Source organism: Streptomyces apricus (genome assembly GCF_008369065.1).
Taxonomy (GTDB): Bacteria; Actinomycetota; Actinomycetes; order Streptomycetales; family Streptomycetaceae; genus Streptomyces; species Streptomyces apricus.
In genome coordinates this window covers 44,569-69,194 of record NZ_VDFC01000075.1, presented here as the reverse complement: position 1 = coordinate 69,194, position 24,626 = coordinate 44,569, and the positions used below count along the sequence as shown (strand labels likewise).

Annotated in this window: 24 protein-coding genes and 1 riboswitch; of the genes, 17 read left to right on the top strand and 7 right to left on the bottom strand. The window is 72.6% G+C overall.

Annotated features, from left to right (window positions below; all coding sequences use genetic code 11):
• Positions 1-133: 133 nt before the first annotated feature.
• Positions 134-289: riboswitch (cyclic di-AMP (ydaO/yuaA leader) on the top strand.
• A 13-nt stretch (positions 290-302) separates the two neighbouring features.
• Together FGF04_RS33980 and FGF04_RS33975 are read left to right on the top strand one after the other, a co-directional pair.
• Positions 303-1,091, top strand: a complete 789-nt coding sequence (locus FGF04_RS33980; protein WP_149515243.1) for a M23 family metallopeptidase — start codon at positions 303-305, stop codon at positions 1,089-1,091.
• Between the two features lie 203 nt (positions 1,092-1,294).
• Entirely contained in the window at positions 1,295-1,987 is a 693-nt protein-coding gene (locus FGF04_RS33975) for a GntR family transcriptional regulator (RefSeq protein WP_149515242.1), read from the top strand.
• A gap of 213 nt (positions 1,988-2,200) precedes the next feature.
• On the opposite strand, the gene FGF04_RS33970 is transcribed toward FGF04_RS33975, so the two are convergent.
• Positions 2,201-2,482, bottom strand: a complete 282-nt coding sequence (locus FGF04_RS33970; RefSeq protein WP_149515241.1) for an HPr family phosphocarrier protein — start codon at positions 2,480-2,482, stop codon at positions 2,201-2,203.
• Positions 2,483-2,840: 358 nt separating this feature from the next.
• Here FGF04_RS33970 and FGF04_RS33965 point away from each other — a divergent pair, with 358 nt between their 5' ends.
• From FGF04_RS33965 to FGF04_RS33950, 4 genes are all read left to right on the top strand, one after another.
• Positions 2,841-5,810 carry a bifunctional acetate--CoA ligase family protein/GNAT family N-acetyltransferase gene (locus FGF04_RS33965; RefSeq protein WP_149515240.1) on the top strand — a complete coding sequence of 990 codons (2,970 nt, stop codon included), beginning with the start codon at positions 2,841-2,843 and terminating at the stop codon, positions 5,808-5,810.
• Positions 5,811-5,851: 41 nt separating this feature from the next.
• The gene (locus tag FGF04_RS33960) at positions 5,852-6,439 is read left to right on the top strand and encodes a DUF5998 family protein (protein ID WP_107021511.1); all 588 of its coding nucleotides are present in this window, start codon (positions 5,852-5,854) and stop codon (positions 6,437-6,439) included.
• Positions 6,439-7,629, top strand: a complete 1,191-nt coding sequence (locus FGF04_RS33955; protein ID WP_188114351.1) for an alkaline phosphatase family protein — start codon at positions 6,439-6,441, stop codon at positions 7,627-7,629. The genes FGF04_RS33960 and FGF04_RS33955 overlap by 1 nt, the downstream gene beginning before the upstream one ends.
• 89 nt (positions 7,630-7,718) lie before the next feature.
• The gene (locus FGF04_RS33950; protein ID WP_149515238.1) at positions 7,719-8,375 is read left to right on the top strand and encodes a thymidine kinase; all 657 of its coding nucleotides are present in this window, start codon (positions 7,719-7,721) and stop codon (positions 8,373-8,375) included.
• Positions 8,376-8,418: 43 nt separating this feature from the next.
• On the opposite strand, the gene FGF04_RS33945 is transcribed toward FGF04_RS33950, so the two are convergent.
• Positions 8,419-9,213 carry a VOC family protein gene (locus tag FGF04_RS33945; protein WP_149515237.1) on the bottom strand — a complete coding sequence of 265 codons (795 nt, stop codon included), beginning with the start codon at positions 9,211-9,213 and terminating at the stop codon, positions 8,419-8,421.
• A gap of 286 nt (positions 9,214-9,499) precedes the next feature.
• Here FGF04_RS33945 and FGF04_RS33940 point away from each other — a divergent pair, with 286 nt between their 5' ends.
• Positions 9,500-10,327 (top strand): sulfurtransferase, encoded by an 828-nt coding sequence (locus FGF04_RS33940; protein ID WP_149515236.1) that lies wholly within the window; start codon positions 9,500-9,502, stop codon positions 10,325-10,327.
• 63 nt (positions 10,328-10,390) lie between these two features.
• Here the strand turns inward: FGF04_RS33940 and sepH are convergent, their stop codons facing one another.
• The 3 genes from sepH to FGF04_RS33925 all read right to left on the bottom strand — a co-directional run bounded on the left by sepH (position 10,391) and on the right by FGF04_RS33925 (position 14,440).
• Positions 10,391-11,473: a septation protein SepH gene (sepH, locus tag FGF04_RS33935; RefSeq protein WP_149515235.1), complete on the bottom strand. Its 1,083-nt coding sequence runs from the start codon at positions 11,471-11,473 to the stop codon at positions 10,391-10,393.
• A 449-nt stretch (positions 11,474-11,922) separates the two neighbouring features.
• Positions 11,923-13,242, bottom strand: coding sequence for a D-arabinono-1,4-lactone oxidase (locus FGF04_RS33930; RefSeq protein WP_149515234.1), 1,320 nt, complete (start codon positions 13,240-13,242; stop codon positions 11,923-11,925).
• Positions 13,202-14,440: an MFS transporter gene (locus FGF04_RS33925; RefSeq protein ID WP_149515233.1), complete on the bottom strand. Its 1,239-nt coding sequence runs from the start codon at positions 14,438-14,440 to the stop codon at positions 13,202-13,204. The genes FGF04_RS33930 and FGF04_RS33925 overlap by 41 nt, the downstream gene beginning before the upstream one ends.
• Positions 14,441-14,603: 163 nt before the next feature.
• Between FGF04_RS33925 and FGF04_RS33920 the strand changes: the two genes are divergently transcribed.
• Positions 14,604-15,731 carry a ferrochelatase gene (locus tag FGF04_RS33920; protein ID WP_149515232.1) on the top strand — a complete coding sequence of 376 codons (1,128 nt, stop codon included), beginning with the start codon at positions 14,604-14,606 and terminating at the stop codon, positions 15,729-15,731.
• Positions 15,728-16,552, top strand: coding sequence for an inositol monophosphatase family protein (locus tag FGF04_RS33915; RefSeq protein WP_149515231.1), 825 nt, complete (start codon positions 15,728-15,730; stop codon positions 16,550-16,552). The genes FGF04_RS33920 and FGF04_RS33915 overlap by 4 nt, the downstream gene beginning before the upstream one ends.
• Positions 16,553-16,653: 101 nt before the next feature.
• Here the strand turns inward: FGF04_RS33915 and FGF04_RS40395 are convergent, their stop codons facing one another.
• Positions 16,654-16,827, bottom strand: coding sequence for a hypothetical protein (locus FGF04_RS40395; RefSeq protein ID WP_188114350.1), 174 nt, complete (start codon positions 16,825-16,827; stop codon positions 16,654-16,656).
• Positions 16,828-17,250: 423 nt separating this feature from the next.
• On the opposite strand from FGF04_RS40395, the gene FGF04_RS33910 reads away from it, so the two are divergent.
• The 4 genes from FGF04_RS33910 (at position 17,251) to FGF04_RS33895 (ending at position 20,752) form a co-directional block, all read left to right on the top strand.
• The gene (locus FGF04_RS33910) at positions 17,251-17,904 is read left to right on the top strand and encodes a response regulator transcription factor (protein WP_149515230.1); all 654 of its coding nucleotides are present in this window, start codon (positions 17,251-17,253) and stop codon (positions 17,902-17,904) included.
• A gap of 6 nt (positions 17,905-17,910) precedes the next feature.
• Positions 17,911-19,152, top strand: coding sequence for a sensor histidine kinase (locus FGF04_RS33905; protein ID WP_149515229.1), 1,242 nt, complete (start codon positions 17,911-17,913; stop codon positions 19,150-19,152).
• 393 nt (positions 19,153-19,545) lie between these two features.
• A complete protein-coding gene (locus tag FGF04_RS33900) occupies positions 19,546-19,842 on the top strand; it encodes a DUF4193 domain-containing protein (RefSeq protein ID WP_005481602.1) in 297 nt (98 codons plus the stop codon).
• 13 nt (positions 19,843-19,855) lie between these two features.
• Positions 19,856-20,752, top strand: a complete 897-nt coding sequence (locus tag FGF04_RS33895; protein ID WP_149515228.1) for a hypothetical protein — start codon at positions 19,856-19,858, stop codon at positions 20,750-20,752.
• Positions 20,753-20,864: 112 nt separating this feature from the next.
• On the opposite strand, the gene FGF04_RS33890 is transcribed toward FGF04_RS33895, so the two are convergent.
• Positions 20,865-21,326 carry a DUF3093 domain-containing protein gene (locus FGF04_RS33890; protein ID WP_149515227.1) on the bottom strand — a complete coding sequence of 154 codons (462 nt, stop codon included), beginning with the start codon at positions 21,324-21,326 and terminating at the stop codon, positions 20,865-20,867.
• A 58-nt stretch (positions 21,327-21,384) separates the two neighbouring features.
• On the opposite strand from FGF04_RS33890, the gene FGF04_RS33885 reads away from it, so the two are divergent.
• From FGF04_RS33885 to FGF04_RS33870, 4 genes are all read left to right on the top strand, one after another.
• Positions 21,385-21,969, top strand: coding sequence for a PaaI family thioesterase (locus FGF04_RS33885; RefSeq protein ID WP_149515226.1), 585 nt, complete (start codon positions 21,385-21,387; stop codon positions 21,967-21,969).
• Entirely contained in the window at positions 21,966-22,487 is a 522-nt protein-coding gene (gene dut, locus FGF04_RS33880; RefSeq protein ID WP_149515225.1) for a dUTP diphosphatase, read from the top strand. The genes FGF04_RS33885 and dut overlap by 4 nt, the downstream gene beginning before the upstream one ends.
• 1 nt (position 22,488) lies before the next feature.
• Positions 22,489-23,250 carry a DUF3710 domain-containing protein gene (locus FGF04_RS33875; RefSeq protein ID WP_149515224.1) on the top strand — a complete coding sequence of 254 codons (762 nt, stop codon included), beginning with the start codon at positions 22,489-22,491 and terminating at the stop codon, positions 23,248-23,250.
• Positions 23,251-23,579: 329 nt separating this feature from the next.
• On the top strand, positions 23,580-24,461 hold the full coding sequence (locus FGF04_RS33870) for a peptidoglycan-binding domain-containing protein (RefSeq protein ID WP_149515223.1): 882 nt from the start codon (positions 23,580-23,582) through the stop codon (positions 24,459-24,461).
• The last annotated feature ends 165 nt before the right edge of the window (positions 24,462-24,626 follow it).

Here is a 24,626-nt window from a genome sequence, read left to right as displayed (position 1 = left end):
GTATTGAGGGGGAGGCTGCCTGTCTGCCCTGTGGCATGCGCTACAAAAGTGGTGATCCGTTTGTCTGCCGAAAGGGCCGCCGCTTAGCGTCGGTCCGGCTGTTCGTCAGGCAGTGCGCCGCGTCCGCGGCACCGGACAGTCATCGCCGAGTCCCCGTACGGCGCGAGCCCGGGGAGCCGGGGACCCACAGTCCCTGGGGTGAATCGGACGTCCTTCCCGGAGGGCGCCCGTAGGAGACCTTCCTGCTCCGAACCCGTCAGCTAACCCGGTAGGCGAGAAGGAAGGAAAGGACCAGCCACTTCATGGCGTTCAGCCGCGCCACGGGGAAGCACCGTCTTCCCAGCCGCATGACGCGCACGACCCGCAGGACCGTCGGCGTCGCCGCCCTCGCCACCACCGGCGTCGTGGGCACCCTGGCCGCCTCCCCGGCGTTCGCCGCCGAGAGCGCGGCCGAGCAGACCGGCCCCCTCAAGGCCGTCGCCATGGGTGACTCGGTCGCCCAGGAGATCGACGCGCAGGCCGCCGCCCAGCGCCAGGCCGCCGAGCAGGCCGCCGCCCGCGAGAAGGCCGAGGCCGCCGCGAGGAAGCGCGCCCAGGAGGCCGCCGCCAAGGCCGAGGCCCGGGCCGAGAAGGAGCGCGAGGCGAAGGTCCGTGCCGCCCGCGAGGCCGAGCGCAAGCGCCTCAACGCGTACACCGCGCCGATCGCCGGCTCGTACGTCTCCACCTTCTACAAGGCCGGCGGCGCCGTCTGGTCCTCGGGCAGCCACACCGGCATCGATTTCCACGCCGCGAGCGGCACCGCCGTGCACGCGGTGGGCTCCGGCACGGTCGTCGAGGCGGGCTGGGGAGGGTCCTACGGCAACCAGGTCGTCATCAAGATGACCGATGGTACGTACACCCAGTACGGACACCTGTCGTCCGTCAATGTCTCGGTCGGCCAGACGGTCACCCCGGGGCAGCAGATCGCCCTCTCCGGGGCGACCGGCAACGTCACCGGGGCGCACCTGCACTTCGAGGCGCGCACCACCGCCGAGTACGGCTCCGACATGGACCCCGTCGCGTACCTGCGCGCGCACGGCGTGAACGTCTGACCCCGCCGCGCGACACCGCGCGGTACGGCACTTCGGCGGAAGGCCCCGACTCACCGAGTCGGGGCCTTCCGCCGAAGTGCCGGGTGTCCAAAAAATATCCATGGATTTCCGGCTGCCTTCGGAATTTCCCGCCCTCTGCAATAGAGTCACCGAACAGGCTTCGATCGACCGCGTTTCGCGGGGGTAAAGGCGGAGGTCCGGTCATGCGTATTCCCGCGCGTTCGGTATGCACGGCGATCCGTGACGACATCGTCGCGGGTGTCTACGAGCGCGGCAGCCGGCTCACCGAGGAACTGCTCGCGCGCCGCTACGGCGTCTCCCGGGTCCCCGTGCGCGAGGCCCTGCGCACCCTGGAGGCGGAGGGGTTCGTGGTGACGCGCCGCCACGCGGGCGCGTGCGTCGCGGAACCGACGGAACAGGAGGCCTCCGACCTCCTGGAGATGCGCATGCTGCTGGAGCCGCTGGCCGCCGCCCGGGCCGCCCAGCGCCGCACCGAGGCCCACCTGAAGGTGCTGCGCGGCCTGGTCAGGCTGGGGCAGGAGCGGGCCAGGCGGGGCAACAGCGAGGACCTGCGCTCGCTGGGGGGCTGGTTCCACGAGACGCTCACGCAGGCCTCGGGCAGTCCGGCGCTGACCTCGACCCTCGCCCAGCTGCGGCACAAGATCGCCTGGATGTACGCGGTGGAGGCGCCCGCGCACCCGGCCGAGTCCTGGACCGAGCACGGGGCCATCGTGGACGCCGTCGCCCGCGGGGACGCCGACCGGGCCCGGTCGGTCACGGCGCTGCACACCGAGCGGGCGACGGCCGCGCACCGGCTGCGCTTTCCCGGCGGGGACCGCGCCGAGCGTGTGAGGTCTTTGCAACATCCCGTAAACACGGCGGGCCCGCGGTATTAACAGGAGCACCGTATACAAAGAATGCCGCCGGGCGAGGGCCTGTTTTTCGATGCCCGTTTTTCCGTGTTTCCCGGAATTCCCGAGCGCGGTATTTCCGTGTGCACGGAAATCGGTCGGCCGGCGACGGCGGGAAAACGCGGACGGCGGAGCCGTGTCGCCCGGATCGCGGGTGACGCGGCTCCGCCGTGCGGAAGACGCGCGGGTGGCGCGGGATCAGACCGTCTCGGGGAGCTCTTCGAGGCCCTCGGAGACCAGCTTCGCCAGGCGGTCGAGCGCGGCGTCCGCGCCGTCCGCGTCGGAGGCCAGCACGATCTCCTCGCCGCCCTGGGCGCCCAGGCCGAGGACCCCGAGCATGGACGCGGCGTTGACGGGGTTGCCGTCCGCCTTGGCGATCGTCACGGGGACGCCGGAGGCCGTGACCGCCCGGACGAAGATGGAGGCGGGGCGGGCGTGAAGGCCCTCGGCCCAGCCGACGTTGACGCGGCGCTCAGCCATGTGATGCTGCCCTTCAGGTGTCTCAAGGTTGTCTAGACCAGTGTTCCACACGTGGAGCGCGCCCCGGGCGGGGCGCGACCCCCAGACTGCCCCGCACCCCGGCCGTGCGCGAGCCCGACGGCACGGTCCGCGTACCCGCCCGCGCCGGGCCACGTATCCGTCCGCGCCGGTCCGCGTACCCGCCCGCGCCGGGCCACGTATCCGTCCGCGCCGGTCCGCGTACCCGGCCGGGCGGACCCGGGGCCCGCCCGGAGCCCGTGGTGCGCACCGGACCTCCGCGCGGCAAGGGCCCGACAGGGGCTCCGCGGGGCCCCGTCAGGCCCCCGCCGTTGTCCGACCCGAGCCGTAGTCTGGGCCCATGCAGACCCCGACGGACCGGCACGAGTACCCCGCTCACTGGGAGGCCGACGTCGTGCTGCGCGACGGCGGCACCGCGCGCATCCGGCCCATCGCGGCCGACGACGCCGACCGCCTCGTCAGCTTCTACGAGCAGGTGTCCGCCGAGTCGAAGTACTACCGCTTCTTCGCGCCGTACCCGCGTCTGTCCGCCAAGGACGTCCACCGCTTCACCCACCACGACTTCGTGGACCGGGTGGGGCTCGCGGCCACCGTCGGCGGCGAGTTCATCGCCACCGTGCGCTACGACCGCATCAGCGCGGACGGCATGCCCGCCTCCGCCCCCGCGGACGAGGCGGAGGTCGCCTTCCTCGTCCAGGACGCCCACCAGGGCCGCGGCGTGGCGTCCGCCCTGCTGGAGCACATCGCGGCCGTCGCCCGCGAGCGGGGCGTGCGCCGCTTCGCCGCCGAGGTGCTGCCCGCCAACACCAAGATGATCAAGGTGTTCACGGACGCCGGGTACCAGCAGAAGCGCAGCTTCGAGGACGGCGTCGTCCGCCTGGAGTTCGACCTGGAGCCCACCGACCGCTCGCTCGCCGTGCAGCGCGCGCGGGAGCAGCGGGCGGAGGCGCGCTCGGTCGCCCGCCTCCTCGCACCCGGTTCGGTCGCGGTCGTCGGAGCCGGCCGCACGCCCGGGGGAGTGGGCCGCAGCGTCCTGGAGAACCTGCGCGACGCCGGCTTCACCGGCCGCCTGTACGCGGTGAACGGGGCGCTGGAGGAGAAGGAGCTGGCCGGCGTCCCGGCCCACCGCAGCGTGCGGGACATCGCCGAGCCCGTCGACCTCGCGGTGATCGCCGTTCCGGCCGAACGGGTGCCCGAGGCGGTCGCGGAGTGCGGTGAGCACGGCGTGCAGGGACTCGTCGTGGTGTCCGCGGGTTACGCCGAGAGCGGTCCCGAGGGCAGGGAGCGCCAGCGCGCGCTCGTCCGTCAGGTGCGTACGTACGGGATGCGGCTCATCGGTCCGAACGCCTTCGGCGTCATCAACACCTCGCCGCGCACGCGGCTCAACGCCTCGCTCGCGCCGGAGATGCCGCGCACCGGCCGCATCGGCCTGTTCGCCCAGTCCGGGGCCATCGGGATCGCGCTGCTGTCCCGGCTGCACCGGCGCGGCGGCGGGGTCACCGGGGTGACGGGCGTGTCGACCTTCGTCTCCTCGGGCAACCGCGCGGACGTGTCCGGGAACGACGTCCTGCAGTACTGGTACGACGACCCCGACACCGACGTCGCGCTCATGTACCTGGAATCGATCGGGAACCCGCGCAAGTTCACCCGTCTCGCACGGCGCACCGCGGCGGCCAAGCCGCTGGTCGTCGTCCAGGGCGCCCGGCACGGCGGGGCCGCGCCCCAGGGGCACGCGGTACGGGCCACCCGCCTGCCGCACGCCACGGTGTCGGCGCTGCTGCGCCAGGCCGGGGTCGTCCGGGTGGACACCATCACGGAGCTGGTCGACGCGGGACTGCTCCTGGCCCGCCAGCCCCTGCCCGCTGGCCCCCGGGTGGCGATCCTCGGGAACAGCGAGTCGCTCGGGCTGCTGACGTACGACGCGTGCCTCGCCCAGGGTCTGCAGCCCCTGCCGCCCCGCGACCTGACCACGGACGCCTCCGCCGAGGACTTCCGCGCCGCACTGGCGCAGGCGCTGGCCGACGAGGCCTGCGACGCCGTGGTGGTCACCGCCATCCCGGCGGTGGGGGAGCGGTCCGCCGGGGACGCCGCCCTCGCGCAGGCCCTGCGGTCGGCCTCGGCCGCGGCGCCCGACAAGCCGGTCCTGGTGGTCCACGTGGAGCTGGGCGGGCTCGCGGAAGCCCTGTCCGCGGCCACCGGCACCGCACCGCAGCCCGCACCCGCACCCGCACCCGCCGCGGGCGGGGCCGCGCAGACCGGTGACGCCCACCCGGTCCGCCCGGCCGACGACCCCCCGCAGGCAGACGCAGATACACAGGCACAGGCAGAGGCGCAGGACGCGCCCGGGGCAGAGGCCCACTCCCGCCTCATCCCCGCCTACCCCGCCGCCGAGCGCGCCGTCCGCGCGCTCGCCGAAGCCGTCAAGTACGGCCAGTGGCGGCGCGAGGACGCCGATCCCGGCAGGGTGCCCGAGTACGACGACATCGACGAGAAGGGCGCGGCCGACCAGATCGCCCGCCTCCTCGCCGAAGAAGCCGGAGAGTCCGGAGAGGCCGGAGGAGTCGGAGAAGAAGCCGGGAAGGCCGGAGAAGAATCAGGAAAAGCCGGCGAACAGGGCGAGGACGGCCTCACGCTCGGCCCCGACGACACCTGCGACCTCCTCGCCCGCTACGGCATCGGCGTCCGCCGCGCCCTGCCCGCGCCCACGCCCGGGGAGGCCGTGGCGGCGGCGGAGCGCCTCGGCTACCCCGTGGCGCTGAAGACCACCGCCCCGCACCTGCGCCACCGCGCCGACCTGGGCGGCGTCCGCCTCGACCTCGCGGACGAAGGGCAACTGCGGCGGGCGTACGCCGAGTTGACCGGCCTGTTCGGGGAGCCCGAGGAACTGCTCCCGGTGGTCCAGGGCATGGCGCCCCGCGGCGTCGACACGGTCGTCCACGCGGTCATCGACCCGGCGGCCGGGGCGGTGCTCTCCTTCGGCCTCGCCGGAGCGCCGTCCGAGCTGCTCGGGGACACCGCGCACCGCCTGATCCCGGTCACCGACCGCGACGCCGCCTCCCTGGTCCGGTCCATCCGGACCGCGCCGCTCCTCTTCGGCTGGCGGGGCTCCGCCCCGGCGGACGTCGCGGCACTGGAGGAACTGCTGCTCCGCCTGTCACGCCTGGTCGACGACCACCCCGAGGTCGTCTCCGTCTCCCTGGAGCCCGTCGTCGTCGCCCCGCGCGGGCTGAGCGTGCTCGGGGCCTCCGTCCGGCTCGCCCCGCCGCCCGCCCGCGACGACCTCGGCCCCCGCACCCTTCCCGTGTACTGAGCGGTGCCTCGCAGTCAGTGGGCCACCGTAGGATGGACGTCATGGCCAAGACCAGTACGACGACCCAGGGGCTGCGAGCGGCGATCGAGCGCAGCGGCTACTACCCGGCCCTCGTGGCCGAGGCGGTGGAGGCCGCTGTGGGCGGCGAGCCGATCCGGTCGTACCTGGTCCACCAGGAGACCACGTTCGACGCCAACGAGGTGCGCCGGCATGTCACGGTGCTCGTCCTCACCGGCAACCGCTTCATCGTGAGCCACACGGACGAGCAGGCGGCGGACAGCACGTCGCCGACGCCGTACGCGACCACCTCCACCGAGTCCGTGAAGCTCGGCCGGATCTCGTCGGTGGTGCTCAGCCGGGTCGTGGCCAACCCCGAGAAGTACGTCGTGGGGACGCTGCCGCGCGAGGTCGTCCTCACCATCGGCTGGGGCGCGGTCGCCCGCATCGACCTGGAGCCCGCGGCCTGCGGCGACTCCAACTGCGAGGCCGACCACGGCTACACCGGCAGCTCCACGGCGGACGACCTGAGCCTGCGCGTCAGCGAGGCCGGGGACGGCCCGGACGCCGTGCGCCAGACGCTCGCCTTCGCGCAGTCGCTCTCCGAGGCGACCGCGGACGTCACCCGCTGATGTCCCAGGCCGCCTGGGACCACCACCCGGAACCACTCACCGTCGACTCCGCGCCCGTCCCCGAGTACGGCACCGGCTCCCTCGCCGACCTGCTGCCGACCCTGGCCGCCGGCATGGGCGTACCGGACATGACCGCCTCGCTCCCGGAGCTCGGCCAGGCCGACCGGAACTGCGTCTTCCTGATCGACGGCCTCGGCTGGGAGCAGCTGAGGGCGCATCCGGACGAGGCGCCGTTCATGAGCTCCCTGCTGGACAGCTCGCGCGGCGGCACCGGCCGGCCGATCACCGCGGGCTATCCCGCGACCACCGCGACCTCGCTCGCCTCGGTCGGCACCGGACTGCCGCCGGGGGCCCACGGCCTGCCCGGTTACACGGTGCGCGACCCGAAGACCGGTGAGCTGATGAACCAGCTCCGCTGGATCCCCTGGACCGAGCCGGCCGTGTGGCAGCCGTACCCGACGGTGTTCCAGCTGGCCGACGCGGCGGGCGTGCACACCGCCCAGGTGTCGTCACCGCACTTCCAGAACACGCCCCTGACCAAGGTCGCGCTCAGCGGCGGGACGTTCCACGGCCGGCTGACCGGCGAGGACCGGATGGACTGCGCGGCCGAGCAACTGGCCGCGGGCGACCGTTCGCTGGTCTACACGTACTACGCCGAGGTGGACGGCAAGGGCCACCGCTTCGGCGTCGACTCCGACGCCTGGCGCGGGCAGCTCATGTACGTGGACCGGCTGGTGCAGCGGCTGGCCGAGCAACTGCCGCCGCGCGCCGCCCTCTACGTCACCGCCGACCACGGCATGCTCGACATCCCCTTCGACGACGAGCACCGCATCGACTTCGACGCGGACTGGGAACTGCGCGCGGGGGTCGCCCTGCTGGGCGGCGAGGGCCGCGCCCGGCACGTCTACGCCGTCCCGGGCGCCGCGTCGGACGTCCTGACCTGCTGGCGCGAGGTGCTCGGCGAGCAGTTCTGGGTGGCCTCGCGCGACGAGGCGGTGGCGGCGGGCTGGTTCGGACCGCAGGTCGACGAGCGGGTGTACGGGCGCATCGGCGACGTCGTCGCGGCGGCCCGGGACGACGTGCTGATCACCGCGTCCGAGCGCGAGCCGAAGGAGTCGCTGATGGTCGGCAACCACGGCTCGATGACCCCCGCGGAACAGCACGTCCCGCTCCTGGAAGTACGTTCCTGACCCCGCGCCCGCCCCGAACCGCCCCTGCTCACAAGCCCTGCCGAGAAGTCCCCGCCGAAACGTTTTCGCTGAAAGGTGCCCGACTCCCCATGCCCGAGCTGGTGTTCTTCTCCGGAACGATGGACTGCGGGAAGTCGACGCTGGCTCTGCAGATCGAGCACAACCGCTCGGCCCGCGGGCTGCAGGGCATGATCTTCACCCGGGACGACCGCGCGGGCGAGGGCAAGCTCTCCTCCCGCCTCGGCCTCGTCACCGACGCGGTGGAGGTCGAGGACGACCAGGACGTGTACGCGTACCTCGTGGAGCACCTCTCGCGGGGCGGCCGCGCGGACTACGTCATCGCCGACGAGGCGCAGTTCCTGGCCCCCGAGCAGATCGACCAGCTCGCCCGCGTGGTGGACGACCTGGACATCGACGTCTTCGCCTTCGGCATCACGACCGACTTCCGCTCCAAGCTCTTCCCCGGCTCGCAGCGCCTGGTCGAACTCGCGGACCGCGTCGAGGTGCTGCAGGTCGAGGCCCTGTGCTGGTGCGGGGCCCGCGCCACGCACAACGCCCGCACGATAGGCGGCCACATGGTCGTGGAGGGCGCGCAGGTCGTCGTCGGCGACGTCGACCAGTCGGAGGACATCGGCTACGAGGTGCTGTGCCGCCGGCACCACCGCCGGCGGACGACCGCGGCCACCGCGAGGGCGGGCGCGCTCTCCCCGGACGTCCTGCCGGTGGACGCCGCGGCCCGCCGCTGACGGCTCGCACCCGGCTGCGGCGGAACGGGGCGGCCCGGGCGGCTCAGCGCCTCGTCCGGACCACCGAGAACGCCGCGCCCTCCGGGTCCGCCACCGTGGCGACCCGCCCCTGCGGGCTCTCGTGGGCCGCCCGCAGGACGTGCCCGCCGAGGTCGACGGCCTGGGTCACCGCCGCGTCCACGTCCGCGACCTCGAAGTACGTCATCCAGTGGGCGCCGCGGTCCCGGGGCAGCGCCCCGCCGACGCCGTGGATGCCGGCCACCGGGCGGCCCTTGACGTGCAGGGTGAGGTAGTCGAAGTCGGCGGAGACCACGGCCTCCCGCTCGTAGCCGAAGACCGTCTCGTAGAACTTGGCGACCCCTTCGGAGTCACGCGTGACGAGCTCGTTCCAGGCCAGGCTTCCGGGGACGCCGGTGATGCCCGCGCCGAGGTGGGCCGCGGCCTGCCAGACGCCGAACACCGCGCCCGAGGGGTCCGAGGCGATCGCCAGACGGCCCGCCTCGTCGGCGACCAGCGGCCCCACGCCGACCGTGCCGCCGCAGAGCCGTACCGTCTCCGCCGTCAGGTCCACGTCGTCCGAGGCGAGGTAGGGGGTCCACGCGACGGGCAGGTGCCGGTCGACCGGGAGCAGCCCGATGCCCGCCACCTCGTGCCCGTCCAGCCGCGCCCGCACGTACGCGCCCAGCTGCTGCGGGCCGGGCCGGAACTCCCAGCCGAACAGTTCCCCGTAGAACTCCTGGGTCGCGGCCATCCCGTGCACCATCAGACTCACCCAGCAGGGCGTGCCGGGCGCGTACGCAGTGCCGTTCGGGCCGGCCGACCCCGGTGCCTCGGTCATCGTCACCCTCTCCTCGGCGCCTCGCGGGGCCGCTTCGCTTCCGCCTCCCGGACCGCCTCTGCGCGGATCGGGTGCCCGGTGCCGATGGTCGCACCACCCGGGGCGGGCCGCGCCCCGGCCGTACACGGTGCGTTCCGGCCGTACGTGGTGCGCTCCGGCCGTGCATCGTACGTGCCGGTCGTACGGCGCGTGTCCGGACCGGTACGCCGCGTGGCCGGGGCGGCCCGGCGGAGCACAGTAGCCGGACCCGGACGATGTAGCCACCCCGTGCGCGAGGATGGTGACCATGAACGCCATCATCTCCGCATCCCGACTCGCGAGCGACCTGGCGGGCCCGAACCCGCCGGCCGTGCTCGACGTCCGCTGGCAGCTCGGCGGCCCGAACCTGCGCCCGGCCTACGAGGAGGCGCACATCCCGGGGGCCGTCTACGTGGACCTCGACACCGAACTGGCCGGTCCCGCGGGTGCGGCGGGCCGCCATCCGCTGCCCGACCCGGAGGCCTTCGGCGCGGCCATGCGCGCGGCCGGGGTGTCCGCCGACCGGGACGTCGTCGTGTACGACGGGGGCCTCGGCTGGGCCGCCGCGCGCGCCTGGTGGCTGTTGCGCTGGACGGGTCACCCGTCGGTGCGTGTACTTGACGGCGGCCTCCCGGCCTGGACCGGTCCGGTCGAGAGCGGCCGGACGGCGCCGGCCGCCGGGACCTTTGTACCGGCTCCCGGGGCGCTGCCCGTGCTGGACGCCGACGGCGCCGCCTCGCTGGCCCGCACCGGTCTGCTGCTCGACGCCCGGGCCGCCGAGCGCTACCGCGGCGACGTCGAGCCGATCGACCGGGTCGGCGGTCACATCCCGGGCGCGGTCTCGGCGCCGACCACGGAGAACGMGGCCGGATCCGGCCGGTTCCGGCCCGCCGCCGAACTCGCCGACCGCTTCTCGTCCTTGGGCGCCGACGGCACCACCGAGGTGGGCGTCTACTGCGGATCGGGCGTCTCCGGTGCGCACGAGGTGCTGGCACTGGCGGTCGCGGGCGTCCCGGCCGCGCTGTACGTGGGTTCCTGGTCGGAGTGGTCCCGGGACGAGAACCGCCCGGTCGCGACCGGGCCCGACCCGCAGTAGACCGAAGGACGCCTGGGGGCGGGGGMTCGCGCCGAATCGGTGATTCCCAGGCGTCCTGTTGCTTCAGTCCTGCTTCTTGCGGCGCGTCCCGAAGACGATCTCGTCCCAGCTCGGCACGGCCGCTCTGCGTCCCGGACGGACACCGTCCGCCTCGGCCTGCCGGTCGGTGGCCCCGACGAGCCGCTCCCGGTGGCTGGCCACCGCGCGCGGCATGAGCACGTCCGCGTAGGCGGAACCGGCCGAGGCCGCGGGAGCCGGCGGCTCCTCCACCTCGGACTCCGGAGCGGGCGCCTCCTCCGTCTCGGGAAGGTCCGTGGCCGGGGCCGCCGAGGCGGCGGGCGCGGCCGAGGGCCGCTCGGGCACGACCATGTCGCCGCGGAAGCTGGGCACCGCCTCCAGGAGGCTGGTCAGCGAGTCGCGCTCGCCGACGCTCTCCTCCAGGTCCGCCTCGGAGGGCGGTCCCGGCAGGCTCGGCCGCTCGATCTGCCGGTCCAGGGAGCGGTCGAGGGGGCGGTCGCGCGGCAGTCGGGCGATGCGCGGCACGAACGGGAAGCTGGGCTCGGCCGCCGCGAGGTCGTCGGACTCGCCGATCAGCGAGCGCGCCTCGTCGTCGACGGCCTGGACGAGCCGCCGGGGCGGGTCGTACGTCCAGCTCGCCGAGTGCGGTTCGCCCGCCACCCGGTAGACCAGCAGGACCTCCCAGGTGCCGTCGTCGCGGCGCCAGGAGTCCCACTGGACGGTCTCCTTGTCGGCGCCGCGCAGCAGCAGGCGCTCCTGCACCGCCTCGCCGAGCTGGGGGCCGGTCGTCTCACCGGGGCGGCGGACGGGGGTCTTGCGGGCCCGCTCCGCCATGAAGGCGCGCTCGGCCAGCACGGGGCCTTCGAAGCGGCGCACACGGTCGACGGGGATGCCGGCGAGCGAGGCGACCTCTTCGGCGGATGCTCCCGCGCGTATGCGCGCCTGGATGTCTCGGGGGCGGAGATGGCTCTCCACCTCGATCTCGATCTGGCCGAGGCGGGGACGGTCGCCGCGTACGGCGGCGCGTAGACGCTCGTCAATCGGAAGCGTGTACTCCGTGCTGTCCGCAGCCTTCAGCACCAGCCGTGTGCCGTCGTTGGAGACGGCCACGACACGCAGTTCGGGCATGGGGACCTCCCGGGTGGTGCCTGCCGACGTCACGTGCGTCGCTGCTTCCGCTAGTCGAGTGTGGCCTGCCCGGGTGCAGCCTGCCACAACCTTGCCGAGTTGCCCGGCGTGTCGGACCGTGGCCCGAACTCGCCGTTATGGCACGGTTACCTATTCGCAACGCTAAGTGACGAACCTCATCACCCTGTGCAACGAGCCCCCTCCCGGCGGTCCTGGAAGGCCCCGGACGGCCTGGTGAGTGTCCGGACCCAGGGCTCGCAACAGTACTCCATTCGGGCCACTTGCGTGGATCGGCACGCCGCCGAACTTCTGTCCGGCGACGGGAGTTGGACACCGGAAGTGACGCTTCGGTGATCAAGCCGATATCTGTTCTCCACATGATCGCCGGGCGTGGGGCGGTCCTCGTGCCCCCGTCTCCTGTGCGCGGGCAACCGGTCGGTCGGGCCGGGCTACTCGCCGAGGACCCGCCGCAGGTAGTCGTTGCCGAAGCGCCGTTCCGGGTCGAGCCGGTCGCGCAGCCGGGTGAACTCGCCGAAGCGCGGATAGGCGCCGGCCAGGTACTCGGCGTCGCGGGTGTGCACCTTGCCCCAATGCGGCCGGCCCTCGTGCGCGGTGAAGATCCGCTCCGCGGCGCTGAAGTACGCCTGGTACGGCGTCCCCCGGAACATGTGGACCGCGATGTACGCGCTGTCCCGGCCGGAGGCGGTGGACAGGGCGATGTCGTCCCCGGGGGCCGTGCGCACCTCGACGGGAAAACTGATACGCAGTGGCGAACGGTCGACCATGGCCTTCAGTTCGCGCAGCGCCTCGACGACGGCGGCCCGCGGAACGGCGTATTCCATCTCCGTGAAGCGCACCCGGCGCGGAGAAGTGAAGACCTTGTGGGGAATGTCGGTGTAGGTGCGCGCGGACAGCGCGCGGCTGGAGATCCGCGCGATCGAGGGGATCGTGGCGGGGACGGCCCGGCCCACGTAGTTGACGGCCTGGAAGAGGCCGTTGGAGAGGAACTCGTCCTCGTAGAGGCCGCGGACGGTGCCGACCGGCCGCTCCGGGCCCGCGCTGCGGTTGTTGCGCTTGGTGTTGCAGTTGCCGGTGTGCGGGAACCAGTAGAACTCGAAGTGCTCGTTCTCCGCGAACAGTTCCTCGAACGAGTCCGTCACCTCGTCGAAGCCCATGGGCTCCTCGCGCGCGGTCAGCAGGAAGAGCGGCTCCACGGAGAAGGTGATCGCCGTGATGACGCCCAGGGCGCCGAGACCCACCCGGGCCGCCGCGAAGACCTCGGGGTTCTCCTTCTCGGAGCAGGTGAGGACCGAGCCGTCGGCGGTCACCATCTCCAGGCCCTTGATCTGGGCGGCGAGCGAGGCGGAGTCGCGGCCGGTGCCGTGCGTACCGGTACTGGTCGCGCCCGACACCGTCTGCTCCATGATGTCGCCCATGTTCGTGAGCGAGAGCCCTTCGCGGGCCAGGGCCAGGTTGAGGCGCTTGAGCGGCGTACCGGCCTCCACCGTGACGGTGCCGCCCTCGCGGTCGATCCTGCGTATGCCCGTCAACAGATGAGGGCGGATCAACACACCGTCGGTGGCCGCCGCCGCCGTGAAGGAGTGGCCCGTACCGACGGCCTTGACCCTCAGCCCGTCCTCCGCGGCCTTGCGCACGATGGCGGAGAGTTCCTCGACGGAGGCCGGGGCGACCTCCCGGGCCGGCCGGGCGGTGACGTTCCCGGCCCAGTTACGCCAGGTGACGCTCTTCCCGCTCACTGTGCTCTTCATGGGTCCCTCCCCGCTGCGGAACCGGCCTGCTGAGCCGGCGATACCCGAGGAAACCCACCGCGACCGCGACGGCGCCGGCCGCGACCGGAACCCCGTACCCGGCCCGCGCCCCGGCCGAGTCGATCACCCAGCCGGACAGGGAGGAACCGAGCGCAACCCCGACCGCGAGGCCCGTGCTCACCCACGTCATGCCCTCGGTCAGTTTCGCGCGTGGTACGTGCAGTTCGACGAGGGCCATCGTCGTGATCATCGTCGGCGCGATGGACAGGCCCGCAACGAACAGCGCCACGGCCAGAAACGGCAGGTTCCCGACCAGTAGCAGAGGGATCATACTCACGGCCATCGTGCAGATGCCCAGGGCCCACCGGCGGGCGGGCGCCCCGGAGAAGCGCAGCAGCCCGAAGACCGCCCCCGCCACGCAGGAGCCCGCCGCGTAGACCGCCAGCACGACACTCGCCGCGCCCTTGTGGCCCTCCTCCTCGGCGAAGGCCACGGTGACCACGTCGACCGCGCCGAAGATCGCGCCCGTCGCCACGAACGTGGCCACCAGCACCTGGAGTCCGGCCGAGCGCAGTGCCGAGCCTCCCGTGTGGTGCTCGCGGGGGTGCGGCGCCGGCTCGGTGGCGCGCTGGGACGTCAGCCAGAAGATCCCGGCCGCGAGGAAGAGGGAGGCGAGCAGCGGTCCGGCCTCCGGGAACCACACGGTGGACAGGCCGATGGAGACGATCGGCCCGAAGATGAAGCAGACCTCGTCGACGACGGACTCGAAGGCGTACGCCGTGTGGAGCTCGGGCCTGCCCCGGTAGATCAGCGCCCAGCGCGCCCTGGTCATCGCCCCGACGCTCGGTACGCAGCCGATGCCGGCCGAGCAGAGGAAGAGGACCCAGTCCGGCCCCCTGAGGTGGACGGTCAGCAGGAGCCCGGCGGACGCGGTGAGCGCGGCCAGGGTGGCGGGCCGCAGCACCCGCCGCTGCCCGTACCGGTCCACCAGGCGGGAGATCTGGGGGCCGAGCACCGCCGCGGACAGCGCGATGGTCGCCGACAGCGCGCCCGCGAGCCCGTACCGCCCGGTGACCTGGGAGATCATCGTGACCACGCCGATGCCCATCATCGACAGCGGCATCCGGCCGAGGAGACCCGCGGTGGTGAAGCCCTTGGAGCCGGGGGCGGCGAACAGGGCGCGGTAGGGGCTGGGCACGGGGGTTCTCCGGTGAGGTCCGGTAAGGCGTGAAGTTCGTCGATACAGCTTACGGGTGCGGTGACCCCGACGCATACGTGCCGACGGCCGGTGACCCCGCCCACCTGCCGACAGACCCCCCTGCCGGTGCCCGGTTGTCGGAGGCGGATGGCAGGATCGAGATATGCCAGACGCGCTCGATGCCACCCCCTACGACGCCCTGCTCCTGCTCTCCTTCGGCGGCCCCGAGGGCCCCGACGAGGTGGTCCCGTTCCTGGAGAACGTGACACGCGGCCGGGGCATCCCCAAGGAACGCCTCAAGGAAGTGGGACAGCACTACTTCCTGTTCGGCGGGGTCAGCCCGATCAACGACCAGAACCGCGCCCTGCTGGACGCCCTGCGCAAGGACTTCGCCGAGCACGGCCTCGACCTGCCGGTGTACTGGGGCAACCGGAACTGGGGCCCGTACCTGACCGACACGCTGCGCGAGGCGGTCGCCGACGGCCGCCGCCGCATCCTGGTGCTGGCCACGAGCGCGTACGCCTCGTACTCGGGCTGCCGGCAGTACCGCGAGGACCTGGCCGGCGCCCTGGCCACCCTGGAGGCCGAAGGCCTTGAGCTGCCGCGGATCGACAAGATCCGGCACTACTTCAACCACCCGGGCTTCGTCGAGCCGATGGTCGAAGGGGTCCTGAAGTCCCTCGCCGAGCTGCCCGAGGACGTCCGCGCGGGCGCGCACATCGCCTTCACGACCCACTCGATCCCGACGGCCGCGGCGGACACCTCCGGACCGGTGGAGGGCCACGGCGACGGCGGGGCGTACGTGCGCCAGCACCTGGACGTCGCCCGGCTCGTCGCCGACGCGGTGCGCGAGCGGACCGGCACCGACCACCCGTGGCAGCTCGTCTACCAGTCGCGTTCGGGGGCCCCGCACATCCCGTGGCTGGAGCCGGACATCTGCGACCACCTGGAGGAGCGGCACGCGGCCGGCGTCCCGGCCGTCGTCATGGCGCCCATCGGGTTCGTCTCGGACCACATGGAGGTCCTGTACGACCTCGACACGGAGGCCACCGCGAAGGCCGCCGAGCTGGGGCTGCCGGTGCGCCGCTCGGCCACCGTCGGCGCCGACCCGCGGTTCGCCGCCGCTATCCGCGACCTCGTCCTGGAGCGGGCCGCCGCGGAGAGCGGCAGGAACGTCTCTCCCTGCGCGCTCGGCGCCCTGGGTCCCAGCCACAATCTCTGCCCCGTGGGCTGCTGCCCGGCCCGCAACCCCAAGCCCGCCGCCGCGGGCGCCGACAGCCCGTACGCATGAGGAGCCCCGTGACCGCCACCGCGAACGACGAGCTGAAGGCCGAGCTGCTGGAGATCGCGCTGGACGCGGCCCACCGCGCGGGCGCCTTCCTGAGGGACGGCCGCCCCGACGACCTGGGGGTGGCGGCGACCAAGTCCAGCGCGGTCGATGTCGTCACCGAGATGGACATCGCCTCCGAGAAGCTGATCACCGGCCTGCTGGCCGAGGTGCGGCCGGACGACGGCGTGCTCGGCGAGGAGGGGGCCGACGTCGAGGGGACCAGCGGCGTCCAGTGGGTGATCGACCCGATCGACGGGACGGTCAACTACCTGTACGGGCTGCCCGGCTGGGCCGTGTCCATCGCGGCCCGCAAGGACGGCGAGACCCTCGTCGGCGTCGTCCACGCCCCGATGCGGGGGGAGACCTACCGGGCCGTCCTCGGCGGCGGGGCGTACGTGAACGACCGTCCCGCGCGCGTGCGGCCCGCTCCCGACCTCGCGCTCGCCCTCGTCGGCACCGGCTTCGGCTACCTCGCGGACCGCAGGACCCGCCAGGCCGAGGTGCTCGGGCAGCTGATCTCCCAGGTCCGCGACATCCGGCGCGCCGGCTCGGCGGCGATCGACCTGTGCGACGTGGCGACGGGCCGGCTGGACGCGTACTACGAGCGCGGGCTGAACCCCTGGGACTACGCCGCCGGCGACCTGATCGCCCGGGAGGCCGGCGCGCTGACCGGCGGGCGCCCCGGCGACCCGCTCTCGACCGATCTGACGGTGGCCGCCCCGCCCGGCCTCTTCGAACCCCTGCAGGCCCGCCTCGACGAACTCGGCGCCTGGCACGACTGACACCGCACGGCAGCCACCGAACGGCTGGTACCAAGCGGCCGGCAACGACGAAGCGGGGCCCCGGGCTGGATCCCGGGGCCCCGCTCTCGTACCGAACTGGATCAGACGTGCGAAGCGCCGAGCTGCACACCGTGCTCCGCGGCAAGGCGGTGAAGGTCGTCGAGTTCCGCCTGCTCGACCTCCGCGAGGAAGTCGTCGCCGGTCTCGCGGGCCATCGTCAGGTCGGACTCGGTCGTCCTTATGCGCTGCAGAAGTCCTGAGGTGAATGCGTCCATGCTGCGCCCCCTCGTCCTGGGTCGTGGGTCGGTGGCACGGGGGTGTGCCATTCGGAAGGGGCGATCACATCTCCAGGTGCCCGGCGCCGCCCGACCGGGCGGCAGCGGTGCCGGACACCCACGCCCGCCCTGCGGGAAGCGGACCGAGCCGTACCGCAAGGTGGTGCGGTACGAGCAGAGCGTGATCGCGGGGTGTAAAGCCGTCCTCCCCCGGCTCTCTTCCGCAGAAACCTCAACCGCACGAGAAAATCTCGCATTCCCGGGCCTGCGAACCCGTCTTACAGCCGACTTATGGCCGAAAAGGGCAGGATGGAGTCGCACCCTCCCTGTTCCCGGCTGCGTTCGAGCGGGAGGGCCCCATCAGACACCGCCCGCGCGTGCCGTGAAGCCGCCGCGCGGGTGGACGGAGGAAGGACAAGCGACGTGCGTGTACTCGTCGTCGAGGACGAGCAGCTGCTCGCCGATGCGGTGGCCACCGGACTGCGCCGGGAGGCCATGGCCGTCGACGTCGTGTACGACGGCGCGGCCGCCCTGGAGCGCATCGGCGTCAACGACTACGACGTGGTCGTCCTCGACCGCGACCTGCCGCTGGTCCACGGCGACGACGTCTGCCGCAAGATCGTCGAGCTCGGCATGCCCACCCGCGTGCTGATGCTGACGGCCTCCGGGGACGTCAGCGACCGGGTGGAGGGCCTGGAGATCGGCGCCGACGACTACCTTCCCAAGCCCTTCGCGTTCAGCGAGCTGACGGCACGCGTGCGTGCGCTGGGCCGGCGTACGAGCATGCCGCTGCCGCCCGTCCTGGAGCGCGCCGGGATCAAGCTCGACCCCAACCGCCGCGAGGTCTTCCGCGACGGCAGGGAGGTCCAGCTCGCGCCCAAGGAGTTCGCCGTCCTGGAGGTGCTGCTGCGCAGCGAGGGCGCGGTCGTCTCCGCGGAGCAGCTCCTGGAGAAGGCCTGGGACGAGAACACCGACCCGTTCACCAACGTCGTGCGCGTCACGGTGATGACCCTGCGCCGCAAGCTCGGCGAGCCCCCGGTCATCGTGACCGTGCCGGGCTCCGGGTACCGGATCTGACCGGCGATGACCACGACCCCCGCTCCGCCCAAGGCGCCGCCGAAACCCACCTGGGACCCCCGCAAGCCGGAGCCGCCGTTCCCGTGGCTGCGCCCGACCATCCGCATACGGCTCACGCTGCTGTACGGCGGGATGTTCCTGATCGCGGGCATCCTGCTGCTGTCGATCATCTATCTGCTGGCGGCCCAGGCCCTGCACGAGGGCAGCGGCGTCGACTTCAAGGTGACCGGCAGCAACCTCCAGCTCACCAGTGACACCTGTCCGCAGCTGAGCGGCGCCGGCAGCAACGAAGAGCTGAACGCGATGCTCAAGGAGTGCACCGCCGTCCAGCGCCAGCACGCGCTCGACGGCCTGCTCAGCCGCTCGCTGATGGCGCTGCTCGGCCTCGCCGTGATCGCGTTCGCCTTCGGGTACGCGATGGCAGGCCGGGTGCTCTCGCCGCTGGGCCGCATCACCCGCACCGCGCGCGCGGTGGCGGGCTCGGACCTCTCCCGGCGCATCGAGCTGGACGGCCCCGACGACGAGCTCAAGGAGCTGGCGGACACCTTCGACGACATGCTGGAGCGGCTGCAGCGCGCCTTCACCGCCCAGCAGCGGTTCGTCGGGAACGCCTCGCACGAGCTGCGCACGCCCCTCGCGATCAACCGCACCCTCCTGGAGGTGCACCTCTCGGACCCGGGCGCCCCCGTGGAGCTGCAGCAGCTGGGCAAGACCCTGCTCGCCACGAACGAGCGCAGCGAGCAGCTCGTCGAGGGCCTGCTGCTGCTCGCCCGCAGCGACAACCAGATCGTCGAGCGCAAGCCGGTGGACCTCGCCGAGGTCGCCGCGCAGGCCATAGAGCAGGTGCGCGGCGAGGCGGACCTGAAGGGCGTGGAGGTGCGCGGGGAGCGGGCCGCGGCGGTCGTGCAGGGCAACGGCGTCCTGCTGGAGCGGATCGCCCTGAACCTCGTCCAGAACGCCGTGCGCTACAACGTGGCGCAGGACGGCTGGGTCGACGTCGTCACGGCCGTGCAGCACGGCCAGGCGGTCCTCACGGTGTCGAACACGGGACCGGTCGTTCCCGCGTACGAGGTCGACAATCTTTTCGAGCCCTTCCGGCGGCTGCGCACCGAGCGGACGGGAAGCGACAAGGGAGTGGGCCTGGGCCTGTCCATCGCCAGGTCGGTGGCCCGCGCCCACGGCGGCCACATCTTCGCGGAGCCGCGTGAAGGAGGGGGCCTGGTGATGCGCGTCGCCCTGCCCATCTGAGACCATGTCGCCGACACGCGGCGATGTTCGCTTTGCGCGGAAATTTCTGGGTAGCCGGACAGTGCGCTTCTGTGTGATCGATCACAGGGGCGAATTTCGGACCATCCACCCTCCGTGATCAACAGGCTGTCGTAAAGCCGGGATAATCCGGGTTTTCGGGAGTTGGAATCACGGGAAGTACACGGTGAGACGCCTTTGAAGTGCGGCATTCGAACCGTGTACGGTCCCGTTCGCCATCCAAGCCGATCACTCTTCGCGAGTGCGGTTGGGTGTCGATTGAGTAACAGACCTTGATGTGAGGCAAAATCTCCGCCTCAGGTCGGGCACAAGTCCGGCCTCTCACGCGTTACGTGCGCTGAGACACTGCAGACACCCAGAGGGGGAGAGCGACACATGGCAACGGATTACGACACCCCACGCAAGACCGACGACGACGTCGACTCGGACAGCCTTGAGGAACTGAAGGCCCGCCGGAACGACAAGTCGACCTCGGCGGTCGACGTGGACGAGTTCGAGGCCGCCGAAGGCCTGGAACTGCCCGGAGCGGACCTCTCGAACGAGGAGCTGGCCGTCCGGGTCCTGCCGAAGCAGCAGGACGAGTTCACCTGCATGAGCTGCTTCCTGGTCCACCACCGCAGCCAGCTGGCCCGCGAGAAGAACGGCCAGCCGATCTGCCGCGACTGCGACTGAGGCAGGGTCGGCCGTGACAGGCTCGACCCCGCCCTGGAAGCGCCGCTTCCGTGACCGGGAAGCGGACCAGCCGTCCCAGGACGGTACGTACGACGACGGGCGAGGCCGTTCGGCCTCGCTCGAACCGACGGACGCGACAGGCGCCTCCGGTGCCCTTGAGGTGCCGGAACCGAAGGCGCCTGTCGCCAGACGCCGGGCCGCCGCCGTCGGCCACGGCGTCAAGGAGGGCGTCCGCAAGAGCGGCAGCCGGGCCAGAGCCGCCCTGGCGAACCTCGCCGACCGCATCATCGAGATCGCCCCGCGCATCCCCGTGCGCGACCTCGCGACGCTCCGCAGGCAGTTCCCGGGCCTGGGCCCCGAGCAGCTCGCGGACAAGCTCGTCGCGGGCGCGTGCAACGCGACGTCCACGGTGGGCGCGGGAATCGGTGCCGCCGCGATGATGCCGGTACCGCTCGCGATGCCCACGGAGCTGGCCGCCGAGGTCACCGGGGTCGCCGCGATCGAGCTGAAGCTGATCGCCGAGCTGTACGAGGTCTACGGCCTGCGGCCGCCGGGCAGTCTGCGGGAACGCACGACCACGTACCTGGGCTCCTGGTCGGAGGAGCGCGGCATCGACGTGACCAAGCCGTCGACGCTCAACGCGGCCCTCGGGGGCCATGTGAAGCGCGAGATGCGCCAGCAGATCATGAAGCGCACGGTCAGGAACCTGCCGAACCTGATGCCGTTCATGGTGGGCGCAGCCGTCGGAGCGGCGATGAACCGCCGTGACACGAGGAAGCTCGCGGACCGGGTCCGCAGGGACCTCCGCAAGGTGCAGGTGCCCTGGGACGCCCTGCCCGCCCTGCCGCCCCTGGAGGGGCCGGCCCGGCCGCTGGACATGGGCGACCTGCCGAGGGAGCTCGGGAGCTGACCCGGGAGCCGGGACACCGGTCCCGGGACCGGCCGGGAAGCGGCCCGCGCGCGGGGGTCCGCCCGCGGGCAAAGTTCCGGCCTGCGGAAGGAAAAGTTTTCGTACCGGACGTCTACGCGGCCGTGCGCGCCGCGGCCAGGGCGGCCGCCAGGCGCTCGGGGTCGCGCGTCGACAGGTACACGTACGGCGTCGGGTCCGCGGGGTCGGTGATGTCCACGCGCAGGGCCGTCGGTACGTAGGCGCGCAGCAGCATGTACGCACGCGCGTCGGCCTTGAACGTACGCCAGGCGCGGGCCTCCTCGGCGTCCATGACGTGGGCCTCGCCCAGTGCGGTGACCGGGATCCGGGCGTCGCCCGCGATCAGCGAGCCACCCACCACGCGGATCCGCGCGGAGCCGTACGAACTGGCCACCACCGCCGCCACCGCCGTGCCGCCGACCAGGCCCCCCAAGAGCGGCAGCGTGCCGAAGGGGAGCAGGACCAGGGCCATCGAGAGGCCCACCAGCAGGCAGATGAACCACCAGGAGCGCGGTGCGGTGAGACGTTCTTCGTACGGCGGGGCGGAAGGCTGCATACCGCCAAGCCTGCCACGGTGCGTCCCGGCCTCCGACGCGGAGGTAAGGTCTGCGCCTGTGAGTGGTACATCTTCGGCCCTGCGGCCCCCTTCCGACGCCGTGGCGCCGGTGCGCCATCCCGACGCGCCCGCCCCCGGCGAGCTGCTGGGCGCGCACTACGACCTGTGCTTCGGCTGCGGCGGCGGACAGCCGCACGGGCTGCACCTGGCGGCCCGGGCGGGCGAGGGCGTGCGGATCACCGCCGAGTTCACCGTGCAGCCCGCGCACCAGGGCGCACCGGGCCTCGCGCACGGCGGCGTCCTGGCCAGCGCGCTCGACGAGACCCTCGGCTCGCTGAACTGGCTGCTGCGCACCATCGCGGTGACCGGCCGGCTGGAGACCGACTTCGTGCGGCCCGTGCCCGTGGGCACCGTGCTGCACCTGGAGGCCGAGGTCACGGCGGTGGCCGGACGCAAGATCTATTCGACCGCGACCGGACGCATCGGCGGCCCCGACGGGCCCGTCGCCGTCCGCGCGGACGCCCTCTTCGTCGAGGTGAAGGTCGACCACTTCGTGGACAACGGCCGCCAGGAGGAGATCCGGGCGGCCATGGACGACCCCGACACGGTCCGCCGGGCCCGTGCCTTCGAGGTGAACCCGTGACCCCCGGGCGGGCTCCGGTGGGCGTGCTGATCAAGCGCGTCGACCCGGACGTACCGCTTCCGCAGTACGCGCACCCCGGTGACGCCGGAGCGGACCTGCGGACCACCGAGAGCCGCGTGCTGGAACCGGGCGAACGCGCCGTGCTCCCCACCGGGGTGTGCATCGCGCTCCCCGAGGGGTACGCGGCCTTCGTGCACCCCCGTTCCGGCCTCGCCGCCCGCTGCGGTGTCGCCCTCGTGAATGCCCCGGGGACGGTTGATGCCGGGTACCGTGGGGAGATCAAGGTGATCGTGGTGAATCTCGACCCGCGCGAGTCCGTGCGGTTCGAGCGCTTCGACCGGATTGCCCAACTGGTCGTCCAGCAGGTCGAGAAGGTGAGCTTCCAGGAAGTCGCGGAGCTTCCCGACTCGGCGCGGGCCGCAGGGGGCTTCGGGTCCACCGGCGGGCATTCCGCGGTGGGCGGCACAACGGGTGGGAATCGATACGCTTCGGTCGTATCCGACCGGGAAGGACAGTGACGTGTTCGGACGTCGCAAGAAGGGCAGTGCCGCCGAGGACGCGGCGGGCGAGGCCGAGCAGGTCGTCGACGGCGTCGACACTGAGGCGGACGGGGCGGAGCGCGAGCGCGTGAGGCTCGAACCGGAGCCGCGCCCCGACGGTCCCTGGGACAGCACCGAGGTGCGCGACCCGGCCGACGGCCGGGTGGACCTGGGCGGCCTCTTCGTACCCGGGGTCGACGGCATGGAGCTGCGGGTGGAGGTGGCGGGCGACGCGATCGTCGCGGCCACCGTGGTCCTCAAGGACAGCGCGGTCCAGCTGCAGGCCTTCGCCGCTCCCAAGCGGGAGGGCATCTGGGGCGAGGTGCGCGAGGAGATCGCCACCGGGATCACGCAGCAGGGCGGTGTCATCGACGAGGTCGAGGGCCCGCTGGGCTGGGAGCTGCGCGCCCAGGTGCCGGTGCAGCTGCCGGACGGGACCGGCGGCTTCCAGGTGGTCCGGTTCATCGGCGTGGACGGGCCCCGCTGGTTCCTGCGCGGAGTGATCTCCGGGCAGGGCGCGGTGCAGCCGCAGGCCGCCGGTCTGCTGGAGCAGATCTTCCGGGACACCGTGGTGGTCCGCGGCGAGGGTCCGATGGCCCCTCGCGACCCGATCGTCCTGAAGCTGCCCGACGACGCGCAGATGGTCGCGGAGGGTGTGCAGCAGGAGGAGCAGGCGGGTTCCCGCTTCTCCGGCGGCATGGGGCAGCTGCAGCGCGGACCGGAGATCACCGAGGTCCGTTAGACCCCCACGCACAGAAGTGCACGAAGGGCCGCATCCTCTCCAGGGGGATGCGGCCCTTCGGCGTTCCCCGCTGGTGGGACCGGGCGGCGACGGCCCTCGGCGGCGACCGCGGTGTCCCTCCCGTGCGCGCCTTCCTTTCCCCTTCATGTAGGGACATTCATGCTTTTCGAGGTCCGACACGTGGGCCGAACGGGTGAAGAAAAGCCCGAGTCGCAACCCGAAAGCGGCTACGCTGCGTCACCCTGGACGTGGCGACGGACGGGGTGGGGTCCCCAACTCCCGCGCGCCACAACCGACTTGTTGATCACCGGCAACCATGGGGGAGCGCAATGGCCACCAACTGGATCGAGAAGGCCCAGCGGCTGGGCGACGGGAGCATCGGGGGCGCGATGGACCTTCCGTCGATCCCGGGCCGCGTCGTCTGGCACACCACGGAGAGCGGCACGGGCGACGCGGCCTTCAAGGCGGTGTCGGCGCACCTGATCAGCGTGTCCGCCGAACCGCACCTGCTGTACGACCCGACGACCGACCGGCTCGGCCAGTTCGGCCCGCTCAACCACAGCGCGCGGGCGCTGCGCAACGACGGGTCGACGCGCACCAACCGCGTCGGGAAGGTCTGCATCCAGATCGAGGTGCTGGGACGGGCCGCGAAGCCGTTCACCAAGACCTGGAAGCCGGGCCCCAACTACCGCGCCATGATGGCCGCGATCCGCTCCTGGAACATCCCGGACACCTTCCCGGCGGGCCGTCTGGCGACCTCGGGCGCCGACGCCACCAACCGCCCCCGCGCGGTCTGGATGAGCAAGGGCGGGCACTACGGCCACGCGAACATCCCGGGCAACGACCACTGGGATCCGGGCAACATCGACAAGGCGGCCCTCTTCGCGGCGGCCCCGGCCGGCAGCGGCACCACGCCCGCCAGGCCCGTCGTCGACCTGAGCAACCTGATCGCCGCCGCGCGCCGCGACCCGGGGCTGCCCCAGGGCGGCACCACGCACAAGAAGGACGTCCTGGTCGTCGAGAAGGCCCTGGTCGCCGAGGGGCTGCTGCCCGCGCAGTGGGCCGACGGCTCCTTCGGCACCAGGACCGTGGAGGCGTACGCGGCCCTCCAGCGCCGCTACGGCTTCAGCGGCGGCGACGCGAACGGCATCCCGGGGCAGACTACGCTCAAGAAGCTCGGCCGGCAGCACGGCTTCACGGTCAAGGCCTGACGGGACGGTCAGGGCTCGACGGGGGCCGGACCGGCGGGGTCTTCCGGGGTGCGCCTTCTCTTGACGCGGACATGGTCTGTACCTATGGTCACCGGCCAACGCCTGTGTTCATAAAGGCATTCCGTGTTCACATACGAGAACGGATGGCCCCCCCATGTCGCCGAC